Here is a 20,115-nt window from a genome sequence, read left to right on the forward strand (position 1 = left end):
TCAGGCCACGACCTTGGCCTCGGCGCCGTCGAGGCGTTGCCGTTCCTTCGCGAGGTACTCGCCGATTGCATCGCCCCGCATGGGCTTTGCGAAGTAGTAGCCCTGGATGAAGTCGCATCCCAGGCGGCGCAGGCTGTCGAGCTGGGCGCGGGTCTCGACGCCCTCGACCACACAGGCGATTTCCATGTCGTCGCAGAGGCCCGTGAGCGACTTGATGATCTTGTGGCTGACGGGATTGTCGTTGATGTCGGCGACGAAGCTGCGGTCGACCTTGATCTTGTCGAGCGGCAGGCGGTGCACGTGGCTCAGCGAGGAATAGCCGGTGCCGAAATCGTCCAGCGAAATGCCGCAGCCCATTGCCTTCAATGCCGCGATCGACTGCTGCGCGCGCACGAAGTCGAAGGTGACGGCGGTCTCGGTGATCTCGAAATCGATCCGGTGTGGCGGTAGCCCGCTCTTCTCCACGATGCTGATCAGCGGCAGGATCCCTTCGGGCGAGCAGATGTCATGGGCGGAGAGGTTGAACGACAGGCGGATGTGGTCGGGCCAGGTCCTGGCCGTCGCGAGTGCGCGGATCAGAAGCGCCTGCGTCAGCGGCCGGATCAGGCCGATGCGCTCGGCGGCCGGGATGAAGTCGGCCGGCGAAACCAGGCCGAGGCGGGAGCTGTGCCAGCGCGCCAGGACCTCGAAGCCGGTAGTGTGCTCGCTCATGGCGTCCACGATCGGCTGGAACACCAGGTCCATCTCGGTGCTGAAATCGGCGGTGCGCAGCAGATTCTCGATGACGCCACGGCTGCGGATCTCGGCCTCGAGCTCGCTCGAGAAGATCACGGTGCGGCCGCGCAGATGGCGCTTGGCGTGATAGAGCGAATAGTCGGCGCATTCATAGAGCGCTTCCGCCGTCGTTGCCGACTGCGGGAACAATGCGAAGCCGATCGAGCAGGATAGACCGGTATGGGCGGTGTCGAGCTGGTAGGGAAGCTTGACCTGGTCGCCGATGCGTTCGCCGAGCCGCGTCAGATCCGCCTCCTCGGGGTCGCCGCACACGACAAGACCGAACTCGTCGCCGCCGAGCCGGGCGAACTCCACCCGCTGCGGGCCGAAGCCCTCGCAGACCTCGCGGATGCGCCGGCCCGCCTCGATCAAGACGCGGTCGCCGACGCTGTGGCCGTAATTGTCGTTGATCGGCTTGAAGCCGTCGAGGTCGATGATGCCAACCGCGACGCGAACATTCCTGCGCTCGGCATCGGTAAAGGCGCTCGACAGCTCGGCGAAGAAGCGGCGGCGATTCGGCAGCTCGGTGAGGGAATCGAGATTTGCGAGGCGGAAGTTCTCGTCCGAGAGCGCCTGGGTCGCCGCCTGCTGCGCCAGCAGCGACTTGCGGCTGGCGACGAGATCGGCGAAGTCGCGATAGTAGATGAACAGCACCGTCACCATCGCGCCGGAGACCAGCAGATTGTTGACCGCGATCGCCTTCAGCGTCGGCTCGCCGGTGGCCCAGAAGAACAGCACGTAGGGCACGTCGACGACCAGCGTCACGATCAGCGCCGCGGAGCGCAGATGCATCAGCGAGAAGATGCAGCCGATCACGGTCACCGCCATGTAGAAGGCGACCTGGCTCTTGGCGAAAGGATCGCCGTAAGGGTAGAGGGCGAAGGACCAGATGGTGAAGCCTGCGCCGATCGGCAATGTCATCCAGTTGGTGGCGCGCAGATTGCGCAGGATGTCGGCGTCGCTGCGCACGAGGTGACGCTGGCGCAGCCACCAGAAGGTGCGCAGGGCCGCAAGCACGGTCAGCACGCTCGGCACGATCATCGTCAACCAGTCCGGCGCCACGTTCACATATGTGTAGGCGACCGCGATCGTGTTGCTCATGAGAATGAAGTAGAGCAGCGGGACCTGCTTGGAGAAGGCGTCGAACTGCGCGCGCGTCAGGTCCGGGTTGTCCGCCGGTACGCGAAACAGCCGCATGGCGGCGGCGAAGTGAGACTTCAAATTGGCGACAGGCACTGAAATACGGGCCCCGGATCCCTTCAAAACGAGGGCGATCTTGCACAGCGGGGGTAAAGGGCGCGTTAGACGAGTTTCGTGCGGAAAGGCTAGCGCTGGTTGCACGCTGCCGCAGCCGTTCCGCTCGCGTGCGTTGGTGAGGTCGCGTTAACGATATGAGGCCATGGAAACGAGCAGTAACGAGTGCAAAGTACTGCAAGGCTGCGGCTACACTCTGCTAACTATGTGTGTCGCCGCAACCTGTTGCCGCACCTCTCCCCGCCCGAGGAGAGGTGGAAGGCAGCATCTGATGACGCTATTTCTTCTCCAGCGCCGCGGTCTGCTTGGCGAGCTGCTTGTCGAAATCCTCCGACAGGCTGGTCGCGTAGGTCACGAGCTCGCCCGGCTTGATGAACGGGTTCGGCGCGCCATCCTTCATCTCTGCGCGCTTGGCCTGCATGCCATAGACTTCCGGATGCGGCCCGAGCAGCACGTCGATCTTCATCGCCTTGGCCTTGGCGAAAGTCGCGCGGTAGTCGTCGACGATGCCGGCATAGGTCGGCTGGCCGACCAGCCGGTTCAGCGCCACCGTGCCGCTACAGAAGAACAGCACCTCGCGGTCCTCCTTGCCGTCCTTGACGGTCATCTCCCAGCTGGTGCAGCCCGGCGAGTGGCCGGGTGTTGCGTGTGCCGTCAGCGTGGTGTCTCCGAGCGTGACCCTGTCGCCTTCCTTCACCGCGCGATCGACTTTCACCGCGGGGAAGGCGAGGTCCTCGTTTTTCTCGTCACCCGGATAGTAGCCGCCTTCGAGCAGTGGCTTGTCGCGCTCGCCGGCAACGAGCTGCGCGCCGGTCTCCTTCTTGATCTCGGCGAAGCCGCCGGTGTGGTCGAGATGCGCGTGCGTGTTGAGGATGAGCTTGATATCGGCAACCTTGAAGCCGAGCTTCGCAATATTGTCCTTGATCATGCCGGTTGACTGGGGCATCGCCGTGTCCATCAGGATCAGGCCCTGCGATGTCTTGATGACATAGACGGCAATGCCGTCGGTTCCGACATAGTAGATGTTGTCGATGAGCTGGAACGGCTCGAACGGCGCCGTCCATTTCTTCATGGCGACTGCCAGAAAATCCTTGATGGTTTGCGCCTGCGCGCCAGTCGAGAGCAGGGTCAGAGCACACAGCGCGGCCGTCAGCCTTCTCATAGTTTACCTCCCACAGTGTTCTTGGCGTTTTGGTCTGGCGCGGGCGTTGTGGCCCGAGCGGTGCGCAAGTTACGTCGTGGCTGGCGCTCGGGGCAACTGCCACGTGTCCGCAAAAATTCATGGGCCGTGCGGGAATATCGGTGCGTTTGGTGAAAGCTGAGCGCGAGCCTATCGCCCGATCGTCACGCCGGCGGTCGAGCGCATTGCGTCCCGCAGGCTCGTCGCCTTCATGTCGTCGAGGACCTGCCGCGTGAGCACGGTGGTCTGGCCGGGCGTATTGAGGATCGTCTCGCCACGCGAGGACGAGAGCCGGTCGGCTTTGTAGGGCGCCGCGGGATCGACGGCGGGTGCCGTTGCCGGAACGTGGCGCGGCCGCTTACTGGACGCCGCCAATGCTCCTTGCGAGATGCAGAGGGCGACGATCACGATCAATCGCAACGATGCCGCGGGCATGCGATCTCCCATATCCGGGGCGTCAGCCTAGCATATGGCGAGTATCCCCGCAGGGAAAAGGATCAGGCGAGAGCGGCCTGGCGTTCCCGCACCGGCTCGCGGACCCGGTCTGGCTTCCCTGGCTCGGCGAGCCGGGTAAAGCTGCGATGGCTCGCCTGTGCGGGCGCCTCGACGATGACGCCCTCGCAAACGATCTGCCCGCCCAGCATCCTGAACTCGAGCTTGTCGTAGCGCGGCATCGTCTCGCCGGGCGCGGGCGGCAGCAGCTCGACCCGGCCCTGGATGTTCAGCGTGGCATCGCCGGTGCCGTGAAGCCGCGGATTCCACATCCTGATCCCGGTCTCCGCCCAGCGCTGCCGGATCAGCGCCACGCGATCGACGGGTTCTGTCGCTTTTGCGCGAACTTTCGGTGCGCTGCGGATCTCCGGTGCGGGAGACGCAAGGATCGGCTCCGGCGCGATGTCCGCGTCGACCCCGGAGGTGTCGGCAGAAGTGTCCTCCGTGGCGACCGCTGTGACCGGTGCGGGATCGCTTGCGGGGGCCGGCTCGATCTCCATGATGACGTCGGCGGTTAACCCGCTGTCGACGCTGACGGCTGGGATATCAGCCGCAGAGACCTCGATCTCGACAAGAGCGACAGGCGGGTCGTCCACGACGGCCGGCTCAACATCCACGAGGACGCTAGGAGGTGGCTCGTGGCTGACGACGACGTCGAGGGTAGCAGCCGGAGCGATTTCAACGTCGACGGACGAAACCGGTGCCGCCTCGGCGACGACGGGCTCAACGCCGGCCGAGAGTTCGCGAGATGGACTGCCACTGACGATGAGTTCGGGAATGTCGACCGGCGCGCTATCGACGTCGACAGACGGGACTGAGGCCTTTTCGGCGCCGACCGACTCGACGTCCGTCCCGAGTTCCGCAGGTGCGGCCTCGCTGACGGTGAGTTCGGGAACATCAACGGGCCCGGTCTCCTCGTCGACAGACGAGATCGAAGCCTCCTCCACGACGACCCCGTTGACCTCCGTCGGCGTCTCCGGAGGTGAACCGTCGCTGTCGCCGGTATCTGTCCGCGCAGCCGGCGGACTCTCCGCGATGATAGAGATCGCAGTGTCGTCCTCGGCGACCGGCGCCGCGACCGCGATGCCCGGGTCGCTGAGCGGTGGATCGGCGCTGATGCTGATGTCGGGAGTGCGCGCGGCCTTTGCAACGTCGACGACGATGGCAGGCGAATCGTCCGTGGCGATCGGCAAAGCGTCAATGCTTCCGCCGTGCGGCAAGGGCCGAAGCCTCGTAAACGCCCATTTCACCGCAGGGATGCGGCGCAGCAACGATATCAGTCTCGAAAGCACAGGGAGTTGTCCAAGAGGTACTCGGCGTGAAGCAATCGCTGATTCGCCAGCAATATGAAAAACTGCCCCGGCCGTCACACCGATGTCAATCTGGGTGGGACCAATTGCAGAACATCCGCACACCATCGCGCGAGAAGCTGCGGTCGCAATGACACCGCATTATCGCCGTTCGCCATTGTGACTCCGACCACAGTGCAACCGCGCCGCCGAACGTCGGGCTTCCCTGCGTCATCCTCCCCGCGTAGTTTGAGATGTCTGGGGAGCGAGGACGTCACAATGAGGAAGCTTGCCGCCATCGCAGCGGTTCTGGTCTGGTCAACATGCGCATTTGCGCAGGATCGCACCATCATCGTGGCCTCGACGACATCGACGGAACAGTCGGGTCTGTTCGGCTATTTGCTGCCGCTGTTCTCGAAGGCCGAGGGCATCAACGTGAAGGTCGTAGCCGTCGGCACCGGCCAGGCGCTGGATATCGGGCGGAGAGGCGATGCCGACGTGGTGTTCGTCCATGACAGGCCCGCCGAAGACCAGTTCATGTCCGAAGGGCAGGGCGTGAAGCGTTTCGACGTCATGTACAACGACTTCGTCATCGTCGGGCCGAAGAGCGATCCGGCGCGAATTGGCGGCGGCAAGGACGTCGCTGACGCGCTGCGCAAGATCGCGGCGGCGAAGGCGCCGTTTATCTCGCGCGGCGACAAGTCCGGCACGCACGCAGCCGAGCTGAGATTGTGGAAAGAGGCAGGCGTCGATCTCAGTGCCGGCAAGGACAGTTGGTATCGCGAGATCGGTCAGGGCATGGGGCCGGCGCTGAACATGGCCTCGTCCTCGAACGCCTATCTTCTGTCGGATCGTGGCACCTGGCTGTCGTTCAGGAACCGCGGCGAGCTCGCCGTCCTGACCGAGGGGGACAAGCGGCTCTTCAACCAGTACGGCGTCATGCTCGTGAATCCGGCAAAGCATTCCAACGTGAAGGCGCAGGATGGGCAGGCCTTCATCGACTGGCTGGTCTCCCCGAAGGGACAGCAGGCGATTGCCGGCTACAAGGTCGGCGGCGAGCAGCTATTTTTCCCCAACGCGTCCAACTAGCAGGAAAGCGACGGTCGACACCGCCACACTGAGCGCGAGCAGGATCAGCCCGAGCCCCAGCGCCAGCGGCAGGTCGCCCTTGCTGGTTTCCAGCGCGATGGCGGTCGTCATCGTGCGCGTGAAGCCGCGGATGTTGCCGCCGACGACGATGATGGCGCCGACCTCGGCGATGGCGCGCCCGAAGGCCGCCAGAAAGGCCGTCAGCAGCGAGGTCCGTCCCAGCGCGAACAGGAGCCCCATGCTGCGCAGAACCGACAGCCCGTCGATCCGCGCCAGATCGCCATACTCCGCCCAGAGCAGGCTCGCCGGCCTGTGCACCAGCGCCACCACGATCGGTGTCGCGAGCAGCGTCTGCGCGATCACCATGGCCGCCGGCGTGAACAGCAGGCCGGCCGCCCCGAGCGGGCCGGACCGTGACAGCAGCAGATAGAGCGCGAGCCCGACCACGACCGGCGGCAGGCCGAGCAGCGCATTGGTCAGCACGATGATGACCTGACGTCCGCGAAAACGGGCGATCGCGAGCAAGGCGCCGAACGGTGCGCCGATCAGGAGCGCGACGATGCTCGCGGTCAGGCTGACGCGCACCGACAAGGCGACGATGCCCACAAGCTCGGAATCGGCCTCGCCGATCAGCGCGAAGGCGGCACCAACGGATCGTGCGAAGTCGTTCATCCGCGCCTGAACTTCAATGTTCGGGCGGCCTCCGGGGCGTCGATGTCGAGGCGGCAAAGGCGCGTCACAGACTGGTCCCTGCAACTTCCATTGTGGTGAGCAAGCGGCGGGCCGCCGCATGCCCTCAACTAGATCAACTCGCGCAGCACTTCAATCAGCCGGCCGCACTGCTCATCCGTTCCGACCGTGATGCGCAGGAAGTCCTCGATGCGCGGCTTCTTGAAATGGCGGACCAGCACGCCGCGCTGGCGAAGGGCGGCCGCGAGATCGGCACCGCTCCGGCGCCGATGACGCGCGAACACGAAGTTCGCAAGCGACGGCAGCACCTCGAAGCCGAGTTGCGCGAGATCGCGCGTGAGCACGTCGCGGCTCGCGATGATGCGGGTGCGGCTCTCGAGGAACCATGCCTCGTCCTCGATCGCAGCGACGGCGCCGGCGATGGCGAGGCAATCGACGGGATAGGAGTTGAAGCTGTCCTTCACGCGCTCCAGCGCCTCGATCAGCGGCCGTTGGCCGATGGCAAATCCGACCCGCAAGCCTGCGAGCGCGCGCGACTTCGAGAAGGTCTGGATGACGAGCAGATTGTCGTGGTGCGCAACGAGCGGCACGGCGCTCTCGGCGCCGAAATCGACATAGGCCTCGTCCACCACCACCAGCCGGTCCGGGTTTTCGGCGAGCAGTGCTGCGACCGCGTCGCGCGGAAGTGCGATGCCGGTGGGCGCGTTCGGATTGCAGAGAAGAATGGCGCTCGACGGCCGCCTGTAGTCGGCGATCTCGATCCGCATCGCGGCATCGAGCGGCACCTCCTCGTGAGCGACGCCATAAAGGCAGCAATAGACCGGGTAGAAGCTGTAGGTGACGTCGGGAAACAGAAGCGGCTTGTCGTGCTTCAGAAGGGCCGGGAAGGTGTGGGCCAGAACCTCGTCGGAGCCGTTGCCGACGAACACCTGCTCGGCCGCAACATCGCAATACGCCGCGATCGCCTCGCGCAGGCGCGTGGCGCGCGGATCTGGATAAAGGCGCAGCCGCTCCGCAGCCGACGCGATCGCCGCCAGCACGCGCGGCGAGGGCGGATAGGGATTCTCGTTGGTATTGAGCTTGACGACGCCATCCTGCTTCGGCTGCTCGCCCGGGACGTAGGGCGACAGCGTGTGGACGACGGGACTCCAGAAGCGGCTCATGATCTCCAATCCAGGTTGATCTTGGCACAGTAAGGCACGCCGGGCGTCGACGGAAGTGCGCTTCCCGTTCAGCAGCCGAGGCAGGTTTGCGCAAGCGTCGCAGCCGGGGACGTTCCCGCGAGCGTTACCTTCGTGCTAGGCTCATCGCGCAAACGTCCAGAATTGAGAACGACAACGAAGGCCGGCGCGCCCCAGGCTGCGCAGAAGAGCCGCAAAGCGAGGAACACATGCCGGGCGCAGCCCTTCTCACCGCTCCCTCCATTCCGACTGCGCCCGTGACGCCAGCCATTCTCGACCGCTTGCGAGCCATCGTGGGCGACAAGGGCCTGATCCTGGACGAGCAGGACAAGCGCCCGTTCGTGACCGATTGGCGCGGCGAGCTGACAGGGCAGGCCGCGGCGGTCGTGCGTCCGGCCAATACCGCGGAAGTCTCCGCTGTCGTCAAGCTCTGCTACGACAACGGCATTGCCATCGTGCCGCAGGGCGGCAACACCGGCCTGATGGGTGGTGCCACGCCGTGGCCCGCGCACCGCGGCATCGTGCTGTCGCTCGGTCGCATGAACCATGTGCTGAATGTCGATCCCGTCGGCTACGCCATGACGGTGGAGGCGGGCTGCATCCTCCAGACGCTCCAGGACACGGCCGCGCGCCATGACCGCTTCTTTCCGCTCAGCCTGGGTGCCCAGGGCTCGTGCATGATCGGCGGCAATCTCTCCACCAACGCCGGCGGCGTGCAGGTGCTGCGTTACGGCAATGCGCGAAATCTGGTGCTGGGTCTCGAGGTCGTGCTGGCCAACGGCGATGTCTGGGACGGGCTGCGCGCACTCAAGAAGGACAACACCGGCTATGACCTCAAGCATCTGTTCATGGGTGCCGAGGGGACGCTCGGCATCATCACCAAGGCGGTGCTGAAGCTCTGGCCCGCGCCGAAGGATTTGTGCACGGTATGGCTCGCGATCCGCGATCCCAGGGCGGCGATCGAGCTCCTGTCGGAGGCGCATGCCGCGTCCGACGACAATGTCGGCTCCTGCGAGCTCATGAGCCGCGCCTGCACCGACATGGTGCTGCGCCATATTCCCGGCACCCAGGACCCTCTCAAGGCCGAGACCGAATGGTATCTCCTTCTCGAATGGTCGTCGGCCCGGCCGCGGCAGGACGGCGGCGCGGGCATGCCGGACCGGATGGAGCAGTTCTTGGCCGATCAGCTCGAGGCGGGCCGAGTGCTCGATGCGGTGATCGCGCAAACCGAAGCGCAATCGCGCAACATGTGGCGCATTCGCGAGAGCGTGGCCGAGGCATCGCGCGCTGAGGGGCCGGGCCTGAGCTACGACGTGTCGGTCGCAATCTCGCGGATTCCCGAGTTCATCGACAGGGGCCTCAAGGCCGTGCTCGACATCCTGCCGACGATCCGCCCCTATCCGCTCGGTCACATCGGCGACGGCAATGTGCACTTCTCCTTCATGGGTCCGAGGGGCATGGATCGCGAGACGCTCAACCAGTACTCCGCGGCAATCACGCGGGTCGTCAACGACCTGATCACGTCCATGGCCGGCTCGATCTCGGCCGAGCACGGCATCGGCATCGAGAAGCTCGACGAGCTCCAGCACTATCGCTCCAGGACCGAGCTCGACATCATGCGTACGATCAAGCGGGCGCTCGACCCCAAGAACATCATGAATCCGGGCAAGGTGCTCCGTCTCGGATGAGGCGACCGACGCCGCAGGTTGCCTCCGCTGATCGATCCGGTCCTGGCCGCAGCCTGGACGGGCGCATGCGCCGCATGGCGCGGGCCAAACGGGCCCGAGGCCTCCAAATCATGCCCTTTTGCGGCTTTATTCCCGCGATGGATGCTTTAAGGAAGGGGCAGGATCAGGTCGCGCCTCCCCGGCGGCGGTGCTAGACCCTGGTGCAGGAACAATGGGGCCGCGCCGCTACCGGCACGCCCGCAAGGATGAGAAGGATGTGACGCAATGATCCAAACCGTTGGCATCATCGGGGCAGGGACCATGGGGAACGGCATCGCGCAAATCTGCGCCGCGGCCGGGCTCTCGGTCGTGATGGTCGACATTTCCGATGCGGCGGTGAACCGCGGGCTTTCGACCGTCGGCGGCAGCCTCGAGCGCCTGGTCAAGAAGGAGAAGATGTCGGCGGTCGACCGCGAGGCGACGCTCAAGCGCATCACCGGCACCACCGATCGGGCGAAGCTGGCCGATTGCGACCTGGTGATCGAGGCCGCCACCGAGAACGAGGAGCTCAAGGTCAAGATCCTGAAGGACCTCTGCGCGACGCTGTCGCCGCGCACGCTCGTTGCAACCAATACCTCGTCGATCTCGATCACGAAGCTTGCCGCCGCAACCGATCGCCCCGACCGCTTCATCGGCATGCACTTCTTCAATCCTGTGCCAGTGATGGCGCTGCTCGAGCTCATCCGCGGCCTGCAGACCTCCGACGACACCCACGCCAAGGCGCTCGATTTCGCCCAGCGCGTCGGCAAGGTGGCGATCACGGCCAAGAACAGTCCGGGCTTCGCGGTCAACCGCATCCTCTGCCCGATGATCAACGAGGCGATCTTCGCCCTCCAGGAGGGGATCGCGACGGCGGAAGAGATCGACGCCGGCATGAAGCTCGGCTGCAACCATCCGATCGGGCCGCTGGCGCTCGCCGATCTCGTCGGGCTCGACACCATGTTGTCGGTGATGGAGGTCTTTTACAAAGGCTTCAACGACCCCAAATACCGTCCGGCCCCTTTGCTGAAGGAAATGGTCGATGCCGGCCATCTCGGCCGCAAGACCGGGCAGGGTTTCTACACTTACGGCGCCTGATGACAGGCGTAGGCGGCGGGGCCTTCGAGCCTCGCCGCCCGTCCCGCAATTTGCGCTGCGACAAAGACGCCGCGCGCAATTGGCCCGACAATGTTGGGCGGCCCGCGGGAACAACGGAACGGATAACAAAGGACAATGTCGGATCGACTGAAGGCCGAGCGTGAGGCGGCAGCCGCGCGCCGGAACCTGCTGACCCAGGATGCGATCGAGCGCACCGGGATCACCGAAGAGATGATCGCGGAACTCGTCACCCGCTTTTACGGGCGCGTGCGCGAGGACGCGCTGCTGGGGCCGGTGTTCGCGGTCGTGCAGAATTGGGACGAGCATCTCGCCAAGCTCGGAGACTTCTGGTCGTCAGTCGTGCTGATGAGCGGCCGCTATCATGGCTCGCCGATGCGTGCGCATCTGCCGCTCGGCCTTGTCGGTGATCATTTCGACCGCTGGCTCGATCTGTTCGAACAGACCGCGCGCGACGTCTGTCCGCCCGCGGCGGCTGCGCTCTTCATCGACAAGGCACGGCGCATCGCCGACAGTTTTGAAATGGCGTCGGCAACCGTCGCAGGCCGCATCGCTTCGCCACGTCACGTGCTCAGATCGTGAAACACAAAATGCCTGCCTGAGAAACGTGCAGCTCACATCGTGCGATGGCGCGTTGCACCAATTCCAACATCATCGGTCTGATCTGCAAAATCATCATGCCGCTCGCGTGGTGCGACGTAGAACTGGTGAAAATACGTTTGAACGCGTTCACTCTCGTTCAATCAAAGCGAGCAGAGCCATATTGATGCACTGCGGCGCCAATTCTTCGCCTTTTTTTCGGCAGAGTTCCAGCGCCTGCTAGCGGGCATGTCGCGCGCATCGTTCAACATCAATTCCTCATCTTCCGAGAACCCTGCGGAACCTGAAGTTGACGCGGGCGCAGAGCAGACGCGGCGAACGCTGCTGCTGGGTGCGCTCGCCACCACCGCCTGCCTCGGCTGTTCCGCATCGGCGCGCGCAGGCGAGGATCCGCCCGGCTCCGACGAACGACCGCAGAAGGGCGATGTGCTCGTCTTCTCCGAAGGTGACCAGGAGGGAAAGCTGATCACGGCGGCCGACCTGCAGGCCGGCGGGCCGCCGGTGCATGCCTGGCCGAAGGATCCCAAGACCTCGGTCGTGCGCAGCGCCTCGCGGCTCAACGAGATCCTGGTCATCCGGCTCGATCCCGCCGAGCTCGACGAGCAGACCCGCGCGCGCGCCGTCGACGGCATCATCGCCTATTCGGCGATCTGCGCCCATGCCGGTTGTCCCGTCACCGCCTGGGTGAAGAGCGACGTCGGCGACAAGGAGGTGCTCAAGTGCATGTGCCACAACTCCGAATACGATCCTCGCGCGGGCGCGCAGGTCGTGTTCGGGCCGGCACCGCGACGGCTCGCGGCGCTGCCACTGGCGTTCGCTGAAGGTTCGCTCAGCGTCGCCGGAAACTTCATCGGAAAGGTAGGTGGCGCGCAGCCAGGATGATGGACGGTCGCGGGTTGTGCCCGCGTCACGAGAGGTCGCATCCGCCGACGGGCGGACGACGGGACGAACGAAAAGAATTCAACACAAGAATTCAAACGGATGAAAAAGGGGAACGTCCATGACCAGGAAGCAATGGTTTCTGTCCGGCTTCGTCGCCTTCACCTGTCTTGCCTCGACCGCCGCCGGTGCCGGCCCGATCGAGAATTATTCTCCGGTCACCGCGCAGCGCCTGGAGAATCCGGAACCGAGCAACTGGATGCTCTATCGGCGCACCTATGACGGGCAGGGCTACAGCCCGCTCGACCAGATCAACACCTCGAACGTGAAGGGTCTCACGCCGGTCTGGACGTTTGCAACAGGCGTCGTCGAAGGCCACGAGGCGCCGCCGATCGTCAACAATGGCGTGATGTTCGTGGCGACCCCGATGGGGCAGGTGATCGCGCTGAACGCGAAAACCGGCGACGAGTACTGGCGCTACAAGCGGCAGCTCCCCGACGATCTGTTCCAGCTGCATCCGACCAGCCGCGGCGTCGGCTTGTGGGAGGACAAGCTCTATCTCGCCACCACCGACGATCATGTCGTCGCGCTCGACGCCAAGACCGGCAAGGTGGTGTGGGACACCAAGGTGCAGGACTACAAGAAGGGCCAGTACATGACCCTGATGCCGCTTATCGTCGACGGCAAGGTCATCGTCGGCGGCTCCGGCGGCGAGTTCGGCGTGCGCGGCTATGTCGCCGCCTATGACGCCAAGGACGGCAAGGAGCTGTGGCGGACCTACACCATTCCCGGCGAAGGCGAGCCCGGTCACGACACCTGGCAGGGCGATGACTGGAAGAACGGCGGCGGCTCGGCCTGGATGACCGGCAATTACGACAAGGACACCAAGACGATCTATTGGGGCGTCGGCAACGCGGCGCCGTGGCCGGGCGAGACCCATCCCGGCGACAATCTCTACACCTCGTCGGTGCTCGCGCTCGATCCGAACAACGGCAAGATCAAGACCTATCACCAGTACCACCAGAACGACTCCTGGGACTGGGACGAGGTCGAAGCGCCGATGCTGATCGATCTGCAACGCGACGGCCGCAGCATCAAGAGCCTGGTCCATCCGGGGCGCGATGCGATCTTCTGGGTGCTCGAGCGCACGCCGACCAAGATCAACTACGTGGCAGGTTGGCCGTTCGTCTCCACCGACGTCTGGAAGGGCATCGATGCCGAAACCGGCAAGCCAATCGTCGATCCCGCGCACAAGCCGGTGATTGGCAAGCGCGTGGAGTTCTGTCCCTCTCTATGGGGCGGCAAGGACTGGCCGTCGGCAGCCTACAGCCAGAAGACGGGCCTGGTTTACGTGCCCGCCAACGAGAATTTCTGCGGCGGATTCACCGGCGAGAAGGTCGCACTCAAGCCGGGCGAGCTCTGGCTCGGCACCAAGCCGGAAGACATCGGGCTGAAGACCAAGCCGGGGGCGGATCATTTTGGCGAGCTCCAGGCCTGGGATCCCGTCACCGGCAAGAAGGTGTGGCAGCACAACTTCCCGAAGTCGCAGCTGTTCGGCTCGGTGACGGCGACCGCGGGCGATCTCATCTTTGCCGGCGGCACCAACGACCGCAACTTCCGCGCCTTCAACGCCAAGACCGGCGAGCTGTTGTGGGAGCAGAAGACCAACTCCGGCATCATGGGCATGCCGGTGTCGTATGAGATCGACGGCACGCAATACATCGCGATCCAGTCGGGATGGGGTGTGGACGCGCAGCGGATCCAGGATGCGCTGGTGACCAACAACATCGGCATCGAGGCCAATGTGCCACAGGGCGGCGTGATCTGGGTGTTCGCGCTGAAGAAATAGCTCCGCGGGCGGATCGAAAGAGGCGGAGCAGCAAAGGGGGGTGGCGAATGCGGCGGACTGAAACGTCCGCCGCATTTTGTGTGTGCCGAGAGTGCTGTCTTCCCTTCTCCCTTGTGTGGGAGAAGGTGGCGCGAAGCGCCGGATGAGGGGTCTCTATCCGCGGAGACAAACCCCTCACCCGAGCGAGATCGTAGCAACCGGCGTCGCTGCCCTCTCCCACAGGGGGAGAGGGCACATCGGCTGATGGAGACGGCGCGAGGCCGCGTGCGTTCCTTACGCCTCCAACTGCTTGCCGATCGGCAAGCTCCGGATGCGTTTTCCGGTCGCGGCGAAGATGGCATTCATCAGCGCCGGCGCGAACGGCGGAACGCCGGGCTCGCCGACGCCGCTCGGCGGCGTGCCCGGCGCGGGCGGCACGATGTGGACGTTGGTCACCATGGGAGACTCGTCGATCCTGACGACCTGGAAGTCGTCAAAGTTCTTCTGCTGCACCTTGCCGTCCTTGAAGGTGATCTCGCCATATTTGGCGAGGCTGAGACCCATGATCGCCGCGCCCTCGATCTGCGAGGCGATGCGCTCGGGGTTGACGTAGGTGCCGCAGTCGATCGCGGTGTCGACCCGCGGCACCGTCAGCTTGCCCTTGTCGTCGACGGCCACCTCGACGATGGTCGCGATGTAGCTGACGAAGCTGCGGTGTACTGCGATGCCGAGACCGTGGCCCTTCGGCACCTGACGGCCCCATTCGCCCTTCTCGGCCACCAGCTCGACCACCTTGCGCAGGCGCGCGGTGTCGATCGGATAGCTGTCCTGCGGCTCGCCGTAGTTCCACATGTCCTTCACCGCGGGCTTGACGATCCGCGGGCTGCCGATCAGCGCGAGCAGCGTCTCCTTCTGGTCGCGGCCGGTCGCGTTCGCGATCTCGCCGACCATCGACTGCACCGCGAAGGCGCGCGGGATGTTCGAGACCGAGCGGAACCAGCCGATGCGGGTGAACGCCGCAGCCTCCGGGTTCTCGCAGGAGATGTTGGCGATCTCGAACGGCATGTCGACGAGGCCCATGCCGAGCTCGAAGGGCGCCTGATGCACCGTGCCGGCCGCAAAGGTCGAGGCGATGCTGGGCGCCACGCTGCGGTGGCGCCAGGCGATCACCTTGCCGCTCTTGTCGAGACCGGCCTCGATCCGCTCGACCGAGACGGTGTGCAGGAAGCCGTTGTGGATGTCGTCCTCACGCGTCCACTGCACCTTTACCGGCGCGCCCAGCTCCTTCGACAGCAGCGCGGCTTCGAGCGCATAGTCGCATTTCGACTTGCGGCCGAAACCGCCGCCGAGCAGCGTGACGTTGACGGTGACGTTCGCTTCCGGAATGCCGAGCGTCTTGGCGACGTCCTCGCGGGTGCCGCCCGGGCTCTGCACCGGCGCCCAGATCTCGGCCTTGTCGCCCTTGACGTCGGCGACCGCCACCGGCGGTTCCATGGCGACATGGGCGAGATGCGGGACGTAGTACTCGCCGACGATCACCTTGTCGGCGCCCTTCAGGGCGGCGTCCGCATCGCCCTCCTTGCGCACGACGAGGCCGGGCTTGCGCGAGGCCTCCTCGAGCTCCTTGCGGTAGGCGACGGAGTCGTATTTGCCGTTGGCGCCGTCGTCCCAGACCAGTTTCAGCGCATCGCGGCCCTTGATCGCCGCGCCGGTATTGCGCGCGATCACCGCGACGCCGCCGAGCGGCTGGAACTTCGACGGCCACGGCCAGCCGCGCACCTGCATCACCTTCTCGACGCCGGGCACCTTCAACGCCTCGTTCGGATCGAACGAGGCGAGCTTGCCGCCGGTCACCGGCGGGCGCGCGATCACGGCATATTTCATGCCGGGAAGGCGCACGTCCGCACCGTAGCGCGCCTTGCCAGTGGTGATGTCGTGAAGATCGACGATGCCGATCTGGCCCTTGGTCAGATAGCGGAAGTCCTTGGGGTCCTTCAGCTTGAGGCCTTCGACGCTCGGCACCGATTCCTTGGCGGCGTCGGCCGCGAGTTCGCCGAAGCCGAGCTTGCGCCCGCTGCCGCCATGGACGACCTCGTGATTGACCGCCTTGACCTCCGTTGCCGGAACGCCCCAGCGCTTGGCGGCGGCCTGTTCCAGCATGGTGCGGGCGGCGGCGCCGATCTGGCGCATCGGGATGAGGTAATGCCGCGTGCTGCGCGAGCCGTCGGTGTCCTGGTTGCCGAACTTGACCTCGTCGCCATGGGCCTGCTGCACCTTGACCCTGGACCAGTCGGCCTCCATCTCCTCGGCCACGATCAGTGGCAGGCTGGTGCGCACGCCGGTGCCCATCTCGGAGCGGTGGGCGACGATGCTGACGGTGCCGTCGGGCGCGACCGCGACGAACACGCGCGGATCGACCACGACGCCATGCGGCATCTTTCCGGCGCCGGTCTCATAGGCAAATGCCTGGCGGGACATCACGGGCGCGGCAAGCACGAAGCCGCCGGTGACGCCGAGCCCCTTCAGGATGCTGCGGCGCGAGACCTTCTCGACACGGATGTTCTTTTCGAAGCTGTGAAGCTTCCGGGGATTGTCGATGAAATTCATGTCACACTCCCGTCGATGCGAGATGGACCGCGTTCTCGATGCGCTGGTAGCAGCCGCAGCGGCAGATGTTGCCGGACATCGCCTCGCGGATCTGGTCGTGCGAGGGTTTCGGGTTGTCCATCAGAAGCGCCGCGGCCTGCATGATCTGGCCGGCCTGGCAGAAGCCGCATTGGGGCACGTTGACCTGGCGCCAGGCTTTTTGAACCGGGTGATCGCCGTTCGGATGCAATCCCTCGATCGTCGTGACCTCGCGGCCGGCGACGTCGTTGATCGACGTGACGCAGGAGCGCACCGCCTCCTTGTCGACGATGACGGTGCAGGCGCCGCACAAGGCCTGGCCACAGCCGAACTTGGTGCCTGTCAGCCCGGCCTCGTCGCGCAGGAACCAGAGTAGCGGGAGATTCGGGTCGCCGTCCCAGCTCTGTTCCTGGCCGTTGATCTTCACCTTGATCATGATCGTCCCTCGCTCTTCATAAGCATGAATTAAATGCGCCGGCATGCGCCGGCGGCGGTTCGTGCGTCGTTGCCGCGTTCCGCCGTCATCCCGCGCGGGCAAATCCCGGAGGGAGGCAGGAACGCCAATGGCGATGTCTGGATGTGTTCGATACCTCCCGTTTTGTTCTTATTTGATTGAACTTCGCGCGGCATCGTCACGGCGCGATCGTAGCAGGGATCGCGCCGGTCCGGCATTCACAGCCGGTTGTTCTCGGCGTGAAGAGGTTGCATCTGTGATTTGTCAAAAGCAGGGCGCGGCATCGCGCCGCGCGCATTGCGCAATTGCAAAGCAGGCCGCAGCAAAAAAGCTTCGTCCGCCAGAAAGACTGTACGGACGAAGCAGGATGCCTCAGTCGAGGGAGGGAGAAACGCAGGTGCCGCCGACTTCAATCGGAAAGCGGGCGGCGCTGCGCAGTCATTCAGAGACCAGGACTGAGGGAGCGTGGCCCTCGTAGACGCAGAGTGCAGAAGCGGCGGCCTCGTCGCGATCTTGGGAAGCCACCTCCGTCCGGCTCGCTGGTGCTGGTCTGAACCAGCGAGCGGACGTGGCGTGGGTCCGGCGGCCCTGCTCGGGCCGCCTCGTTCAGGTCGCCTTCGTCAGGCTGCTTTGGCTTTCGCCACGTGGGTCGCGATCGCGTCCATCAGCGCCGGCGACAAGCAGTCATAAGGCTCGAGCCCGATTTCCTTCAGCCGCGAACGGATGCCGGCCATCTGCTCCGGCTTCACGCCGGATTCGATCACCGAGGAGACGAAGGCGGCGAATTGCGGCGCCTGCGAGCCCTGCTCCTGGAACAGTTCGGGATGGATGAAGTCGAGGCCGTAGAACGGATGGTTCTTGTTCTCGATGCGGCCGTACATGTGCGTGCCGCAGGCCTTGCAGGCGTGGCGCTGGATCACCGCGGAGGCATCGACGATCTCGAGCTTGTCGCCGTTCTCGAGCACGGTGACGTTCTGGCGCGGCACCACCGCGACGACGGAGAATGTCGCGCCCTGCGGCTTCCAGCACTTGGTGCAGCCACAGGCGTGGTTGTGGGCGACGTCGCCCTTGATGCCGACCTTGACCTGATGGTCCTTGCATTTGCAGGCGAGCGTGCCGCCGGCGAAGCTGCCGCTGCCCTGTTTGAGGCCGTTGTCGATCGATGGGTGGAGTGCAATAGTCATGGGACGATCCTCCTTGGGGTGATGGCAGTGAGCTAGTAGACGACGACGGAACGGATGGATTTGCCCTCATGCATGAGGTCAAAGCCCTTGTTGATCTCTTCGAGCTTGAGCACGTGGGTGATCATCGGATCGATCTGGATCTTTCCGTTCATGTACCAGTCGACGATCTTCGGCACGTCGGTGCGGCCGCGCGCGCCGCCGAAAGCCGTGCCGCGCCAATTGCGGCCGGTGACGAGCTGGAACGGGCGGGTGGCGATCTCCTTGCCGGCTTCGGCGACGCCGATGATGATCGAGGTGCCCCAGCCGCGATGGCAGGCTTCCAGCGCCTGGCGCATCACGGTGGTGTTGCCGGTGCAGTCGAAGGTGTAGTCGGCGCCGCCGTCGGTGAGGTTGACGAGATGCGGAACGATGTCGCCGGTGATCTTCTTCGGGTTGACGAAGTGGGTCATGCCGAACCGGCGGCCCCAATCTTCCTTGGAATCATTGACGTCGACGCCGATGATCTTGTCGGCGCCGGCCATCTTGGCGCCCTGGATCACATTCAGTCCGATGCCGCCGAGGCCGAACACGACCACGTTGGCGCCCGGCTCGACCTTGGCAGTGTTGACGACCGCGCCGACGCCGGTGGTGACGCCGCAACCGATGTAGCAGCTCTTGTCGAACGGCGCGTCTTCGCGGATCTTGGCGACGGCGATCTCGGGCAGCACGGTGAAGTTCGAGAAGGTCGAGCAGCCCATGTAGTGGTAGATCGGCTTGCCCTTGTAGGAGAAGCGGCTGGTGCCGTCGGGCATCACGCCCTTGCCCTGCGTCGCGCGGATCGCGGTGCAGAGATTGGTCTTCTGGCTCAGGCAGCTTTTGCACTGCCGGCATTCCGGCGTGTACAGCGGGATGACGTGGTCGCCCGGCTTGACCGAGGTCACGCCGGGGCCGATCTCGCGGATGATTCCGGCGCCCTCATGGCCGAGGATCGACGGGAAGATTCCTTCGCTGTCGAAGCCGTCGAGCGTGTAGGCGTCGGTATGGCAGATGCCCGTCGCCTTGATCTCGACCAGGACTTCGCCGGCCTTCGGTCCTTCCAGATCGACTTCGACGATCTCGAGTGGTTTCTTGGCTTCGAAAGCAACGGCGGCACGTGTCTTCATCGTAAACTCCTCAAATTCTCGCAGGACGCCAAGAGCTGGTATCGGTCCTGGTAACGTTCATTTCTTGCCCATGCAGGCGTCTTCCGCCTTGGTGTAGGTCTCGTTCTTCTCCTCCTTCTTGGAGGGACGCTGCCGGCCCCACGCCTCGTTGGAGCGGGCGCGCAGATAGACGTAGAGATCGTCCATGTAGCAGGCGACGTTGGGGTTGTCGCCGAAGGCTGGCATGACGTTCTCCTGCGCGGTCGAGATGTTCTTGCGACCGGAGGCGACGACGCCGAGGAAGTCGCCATAGCTCATGGTCTTGACCGAATCCTTCAACGCCGGTGCGTAGGTGGATCCCATGCCGTCGGGGCCATGGCAGACGTGGCAGTCGGAGTGATAGCGGCGATATCCGGAATAGGTGAACCAGTCCACGGTGCCGTCGGCCGAAATCTTGTAGGTCGGGTTTCCTTCCTTATCGAGCCACTTTCCGTCGTCTTCCTTCTTGACGGCGGTCGGGTCGCCCGGACCGTCCGCAACGGCTATTCCCCCCGAAGTCACGAAGATGATCGCAGCAATGACAAAGCAGATTTTACGCAAGAGATTATCCTCGAAGGCGTTCGGTGGAGACGAGCCGGCGCGTGGAGTTGATC

17 protein-coding genes are annotated in these 20,115 nt (G+C 64.7%); 6 read left to right on the forward strand and 11 right to left on the reverse strand.

Translation table 11 applies throughout. The annotated features are described in order from the left end of the window. The 4 genes from ACVWW6_RS19885 to ACVWW6_RS19900 form a co-directional block, all read right to left on the reverse strand. Window positions 1-2,010: a putative bifunctional diguanylate cyclase/phosphodiesterase gene (locus ACVWW6_RS19885; protein WP_456681303.1), complete on the reverse strand. Its 2,010-nt coding sequence runs from the start codon at window positions 2,008-2,010 to the stop codon at window positions 1-3. A 295-nt stretch (window positions 2,011-2,305) separates the two neighbouring features. Continuing rightward, a complete protein-coding gene (locus tag ACVWW6_RS19890; RefSeq protein ID WP_011088970.1) occupies window positions 2,306-3,190 on the reverse strand; it encodes a subclass B3 metallo-beta-lactamase BJP-1 in 885 nt (294 codons plus the stop codon). A gap of 168 nt (window positions 3,191-3,358) precedes the next feature. After that, complete coding sequence (locus tag ACVWW6_RS19895) at window positions 3,359-3,643, reverse strand: TonB-dependent receptor plug domain-containing protein (RefSeq protein WP_028174348.1); 285 nt, start codon at window positions 3,641-3,643, stop codon at window positions 3,359-3,361. A gap of 62 nt (window positions 3,644-3,705) precedes the next feature. Then, window positions 3,706-4,971 (reverse strand): hypothetical protein, encoded by a 1,266-nt coding sequence (locus ACVWW6_RS19900; RefSeq protein WP_182869143.1) that lies wholly within the window; start codon window positions 4,969-4,971, stop codon window positions 3,706-3,708. 297 nt (window positions 4,972-5,268) lie between these two features. Between ACVWW6_RS19900 and ACVWW6_RS19905 the strand changes: the two genes are divergently transcribed. Further along, window positions 5,269-6,078, forward strand: a complete 810-nt coding sequence (locus ACVWW6_RS19905) for an extracellular solute-binding protein (RefSeq protein WP_038966748.1) — start codon at window positions 5,269-5,271, stop codon at window positions 6,076-6,078. Here ACVWW6_RS19905 and ACVWW6_RS19910 read toward each other — a convergent pair. After that, on the reverse strand, window positions 6,052-6,750 hold the full coding sequence (locus tag ACVWW6_RS19910; protein ID WP_011088966.1) for an ABC transporter permease: 699 nt from the start codon (window positions 6,748-6,750) through the stop codon (window positions 6,052-6,054). The genes ACVWW6_RS19905 and ACVWW6_RS19910 overlap by 27 nt on opposite strands. Before the next feature lie 128 nt (window positions 6,751-6,878). Next, window positions 6,879-7,931, reverse strand: coding sequence for a histidinol-phosphate transaminase (gene hisC, locus ACVWW6_RS19915; RefSeq protein ID WP_182869141.1), 1,053 nt, complete (start codon window positions 7,929-7,931; stop codon window positions 6,879-6,881). 227 nt (window positions 7,932-8,158) lie between these two features. On the opposite strand from hisC, the gene ACVWW6_RS19920 reads away from it, so the two are divergent. The 5 genes from ACVWW6_RS19920 (at window position 8,159) to ACVWW6_RS19940 (ending at window position 14,099) form a co-directional block, all read left to right on the forward strand. Continuing rightward, window positions 8,159-9,637: an FAD-binding oxidoreductase gene (locus tag ACVWW6_RS19920; protein ID WP_456681304.1), complete on the forward strand. Its 1,479-nt coding sequence runs from the start codon at window positions 8,159-8,161 to the stop codon at window positions 9,635-9,637. A gap of 264 nt (window positions 9,638-9,901) precedes the next feature. Beyond that, window positions 9,902-10,753 carry a 3-hydroxybutyryl-CoA dehydrogenase gene (locus ACVWW6_RS19925; protein ID WP_110116834.1) on the forward strand — a complete coding sequence of 284 codons (852 nt, stop codon included), beginning with the start codon at window positions 9,902-9,904 and terminating at the stop codon, window positions 10,751-10,753. A gap of 135 nt (window positions 10,754-10,888) precedes the next feature. Further along, window positions 10,889-11,353 (forward strand): group III truncated hemoglobin, encoded by a 465-nt coding sequence (locus tag ACVWW6_RS19930; protein ID WP_011088962.1) that lies wholly within the window; start codon window positions 10,889-10,891, stop codon window positions 11,351-11,353. A gap of 246 nt (window positions 11,354-11,599) precedes the next feature. Further along, entirely contained in the window at window positions 11,600-12,253 is a 654-nt protein-coding gene (locus ACVWW6_RS19935) for a QcrA and Rieske domain-containing protein (RefSeq protein ID WP_011088961.1), read from the forward strand. Window positions 12,254-12,371: 118 nt separating this feature from the next. Then, the gene (locus tag ACVWW6_RS19940) at window positions 12,372-14,099 is read left to right on the forward strand and encodes a methanol/ethanol family PQQ-dependent dehydrogenase (RefSeq protein ID WP_011088960.1); all 1,728 of its coding nucleotides are present in this window, start codon (window positions 12,372-12,374) and stop codon (window positions 14,097-14,099) included. Between the two features lie 273 nt (window positions 14,100-14,372). Here the strand turns inward: ACVWW6_RS19940 and ACVWW6_RS19945 are convergent, their stop codons facing one another. The 5 genes from ACVWW6_RS19945 to ACVWW6_RS19965 form a co-directional block, all read right to left on the reverse strand. Continuing rightward, entirely contained in the window at window positions 14,373-16,685 is a 2,313-nt protein-coding gene (locus tag ACVWW6_RS19945; RefSeq protein ID WP_011088959.1) for a xanthine dehydrogenase family protein molybdopterin-binding subunit, read from the reverse strand. 1 nt (window position 16,686) lies between these two features. Then, complete coding sequence (locus tag ACVWW6_RS19950; RefSeq protein WP_011088958.1) at window positions 16,687-17,139, reverse strand: (2Fe-2S)-binding protein; 453 nt, start codon at window positions 17,137-17,139, stop codon at window positions 16,687-16,689. 638 nt (window positions 17,140-17,777) lie between these two features. Continuing rightward, window positions 17,778-18,341 (reverse strand): S-(hydroxymethyl)glutathione synthase, encoded by a 564-nt coding sequence (gene gfa / locus ACVWW6_RS19955; protein WP_011088956.1) that lies wholly within the window; start codon window positions 18,339-18,341, stop codon window positions 17,778-17,780. Window positions 18,342-18,373: 32 nt separating this feature from the next. Continuing rightward, complete coding sequence (locus ACVWW6_RS19960) at window positions 18,374-19,483, reverse strand: S-(hydroxymethyl)glutathione dehydrogenase/class III alcohol dehydrogenase (RefSeq protein WP_011088955.1); 1,110 nt, start codon at window positions 19,481-19,483, stop codon at window positions 18,374-18,376. A gap of 57 nt (window positions 19,484-19,540) precedes the next feature. After that, window positions 19,541-20,062: a c-type cytochrome, methanol metabolism-related gene (locus tag ACVWW6_RS19965; protein ID WP_249162777.1), complete on the reverse strand. Its 522-nt coding sequence runs from the start codon at window positions 20,060-20,062 to the stop codon at window positions 19,541-19,543. Window positions 20,063-20,115: the final 53 nt, after the last annotated feature.

Source organism: Bradyrhizobium sp. USDA 3311 (genome assembly GCF_054062495.1).

What these genes read in the sequence shown, in the direction of transcription:
- ACVWW6_RS19925 (WP_110116834.1), top strand. Translation starts at nt 9,902, where the DNA reads ATGATCCAAACCGTTGGCATCATCGGGGCAGGGACCATGGGGAACGGC.
- ACVWW6_RS19960 (WP_011088955.1), bottom strand. Translation starts at nt 19,483, where the DNA reads ATGAAGACACGTGCCGCCGTTGCTTTCGAAGCCAAGAAACCACTCGAG.
- ACVWW6_RS19895 (WP_028174348.1), bottom strand. Translation starts at nt 3,643, where the DNA reads ATGCCCGCGGCATCGTTGCGATTGATCGTGATCGTCGCCCTCTGCATC.
- ACVWW6_RS19930 (WP_011088962.1), top strand. Translation starts at nt 10,889, where the DNA reads ATGTCGGATCGACTGAAGGCCGAGCGTGAGGCGGCAGCCGCGCGCCGG.
- gfa (WP_011088956.1), bottom strand. Translation starts at nt 18,341, where the DNA reads ATGACTATTGCACTCCACCCATCGATCGACAACGGCCTCAAACAGGGC.
- ACVWW6_RS19935 (WP_011088961.1), top strand. Translation starts at nt 11,600, where the DNA reads ATGTCGCGCGCATCGTTCAACATCAATTCCTCATCTTCCGAGAACCCT.
- hisC (WP_182869141.1), bottom strand. Translation starts at nt 7,931, where the DNA reads ATGAGCCGCTTCTGGAGTCCCGTCGTCCACACGCTGTCGCCCTACGTC.
- ACVWW6_RS19905 (WP_038966748.1), top strand. Translation starts at nt 5,269, where the DNA reads ATGAGGAAGCTTGCCGCCATCGCAGCGGTTCTGGTCTGGTCAACATGC.
- ACVWW6_RS19910 (WP_011088966.1), bottom strand. Translation starts at nt 6,750, where the DNA reads ATGAACGACTTCGCACGATCCGTTGGTGCCGCCTTCGCGCTGATCGGC.
- ACVWW6_RS19920 (WP_456681304.1), top strand. Translation starts at nt 8,159, where the DNA reads ATGCCGGGCGCAGCCCTTCTCACCGCTCCCTCCATTCCGACTGCGCCC.
- ACVWW6_RS19890 (WP_011088970.1), bottom strand. Translation starts at nt 3,190, where the DNA reads ATGAGAAGGCTGACGGCCGCGCTGTGTGCTCTGACCCTGCTCTCGACT.
- ACVWW6_RS19950 (WP_011088958.1), bottom strand. Translation starts at nt 17,139, where the DNA reads ATGATCAAGGTGAAGATCAACGGCCAGGAACAGAGCTGGGACGGCGAC.
- ACVWW6_RS19940 (WP_011088960.1), top strand. Translation starts at nt 12,372, where the DNA reads ATGACCAGGAAGCAATGGTTTCTGTCCGGCTTCGTCGCCTTCACCTGT.
- ACVWW6_RS19945 (WP_011088959.1), bottom strand. Translation starts at nt 16,685, where the DNA reads ATGAATTTCATCGACAATCCCCGGAAGCTTCACAGCTTCGAAAAGAAC.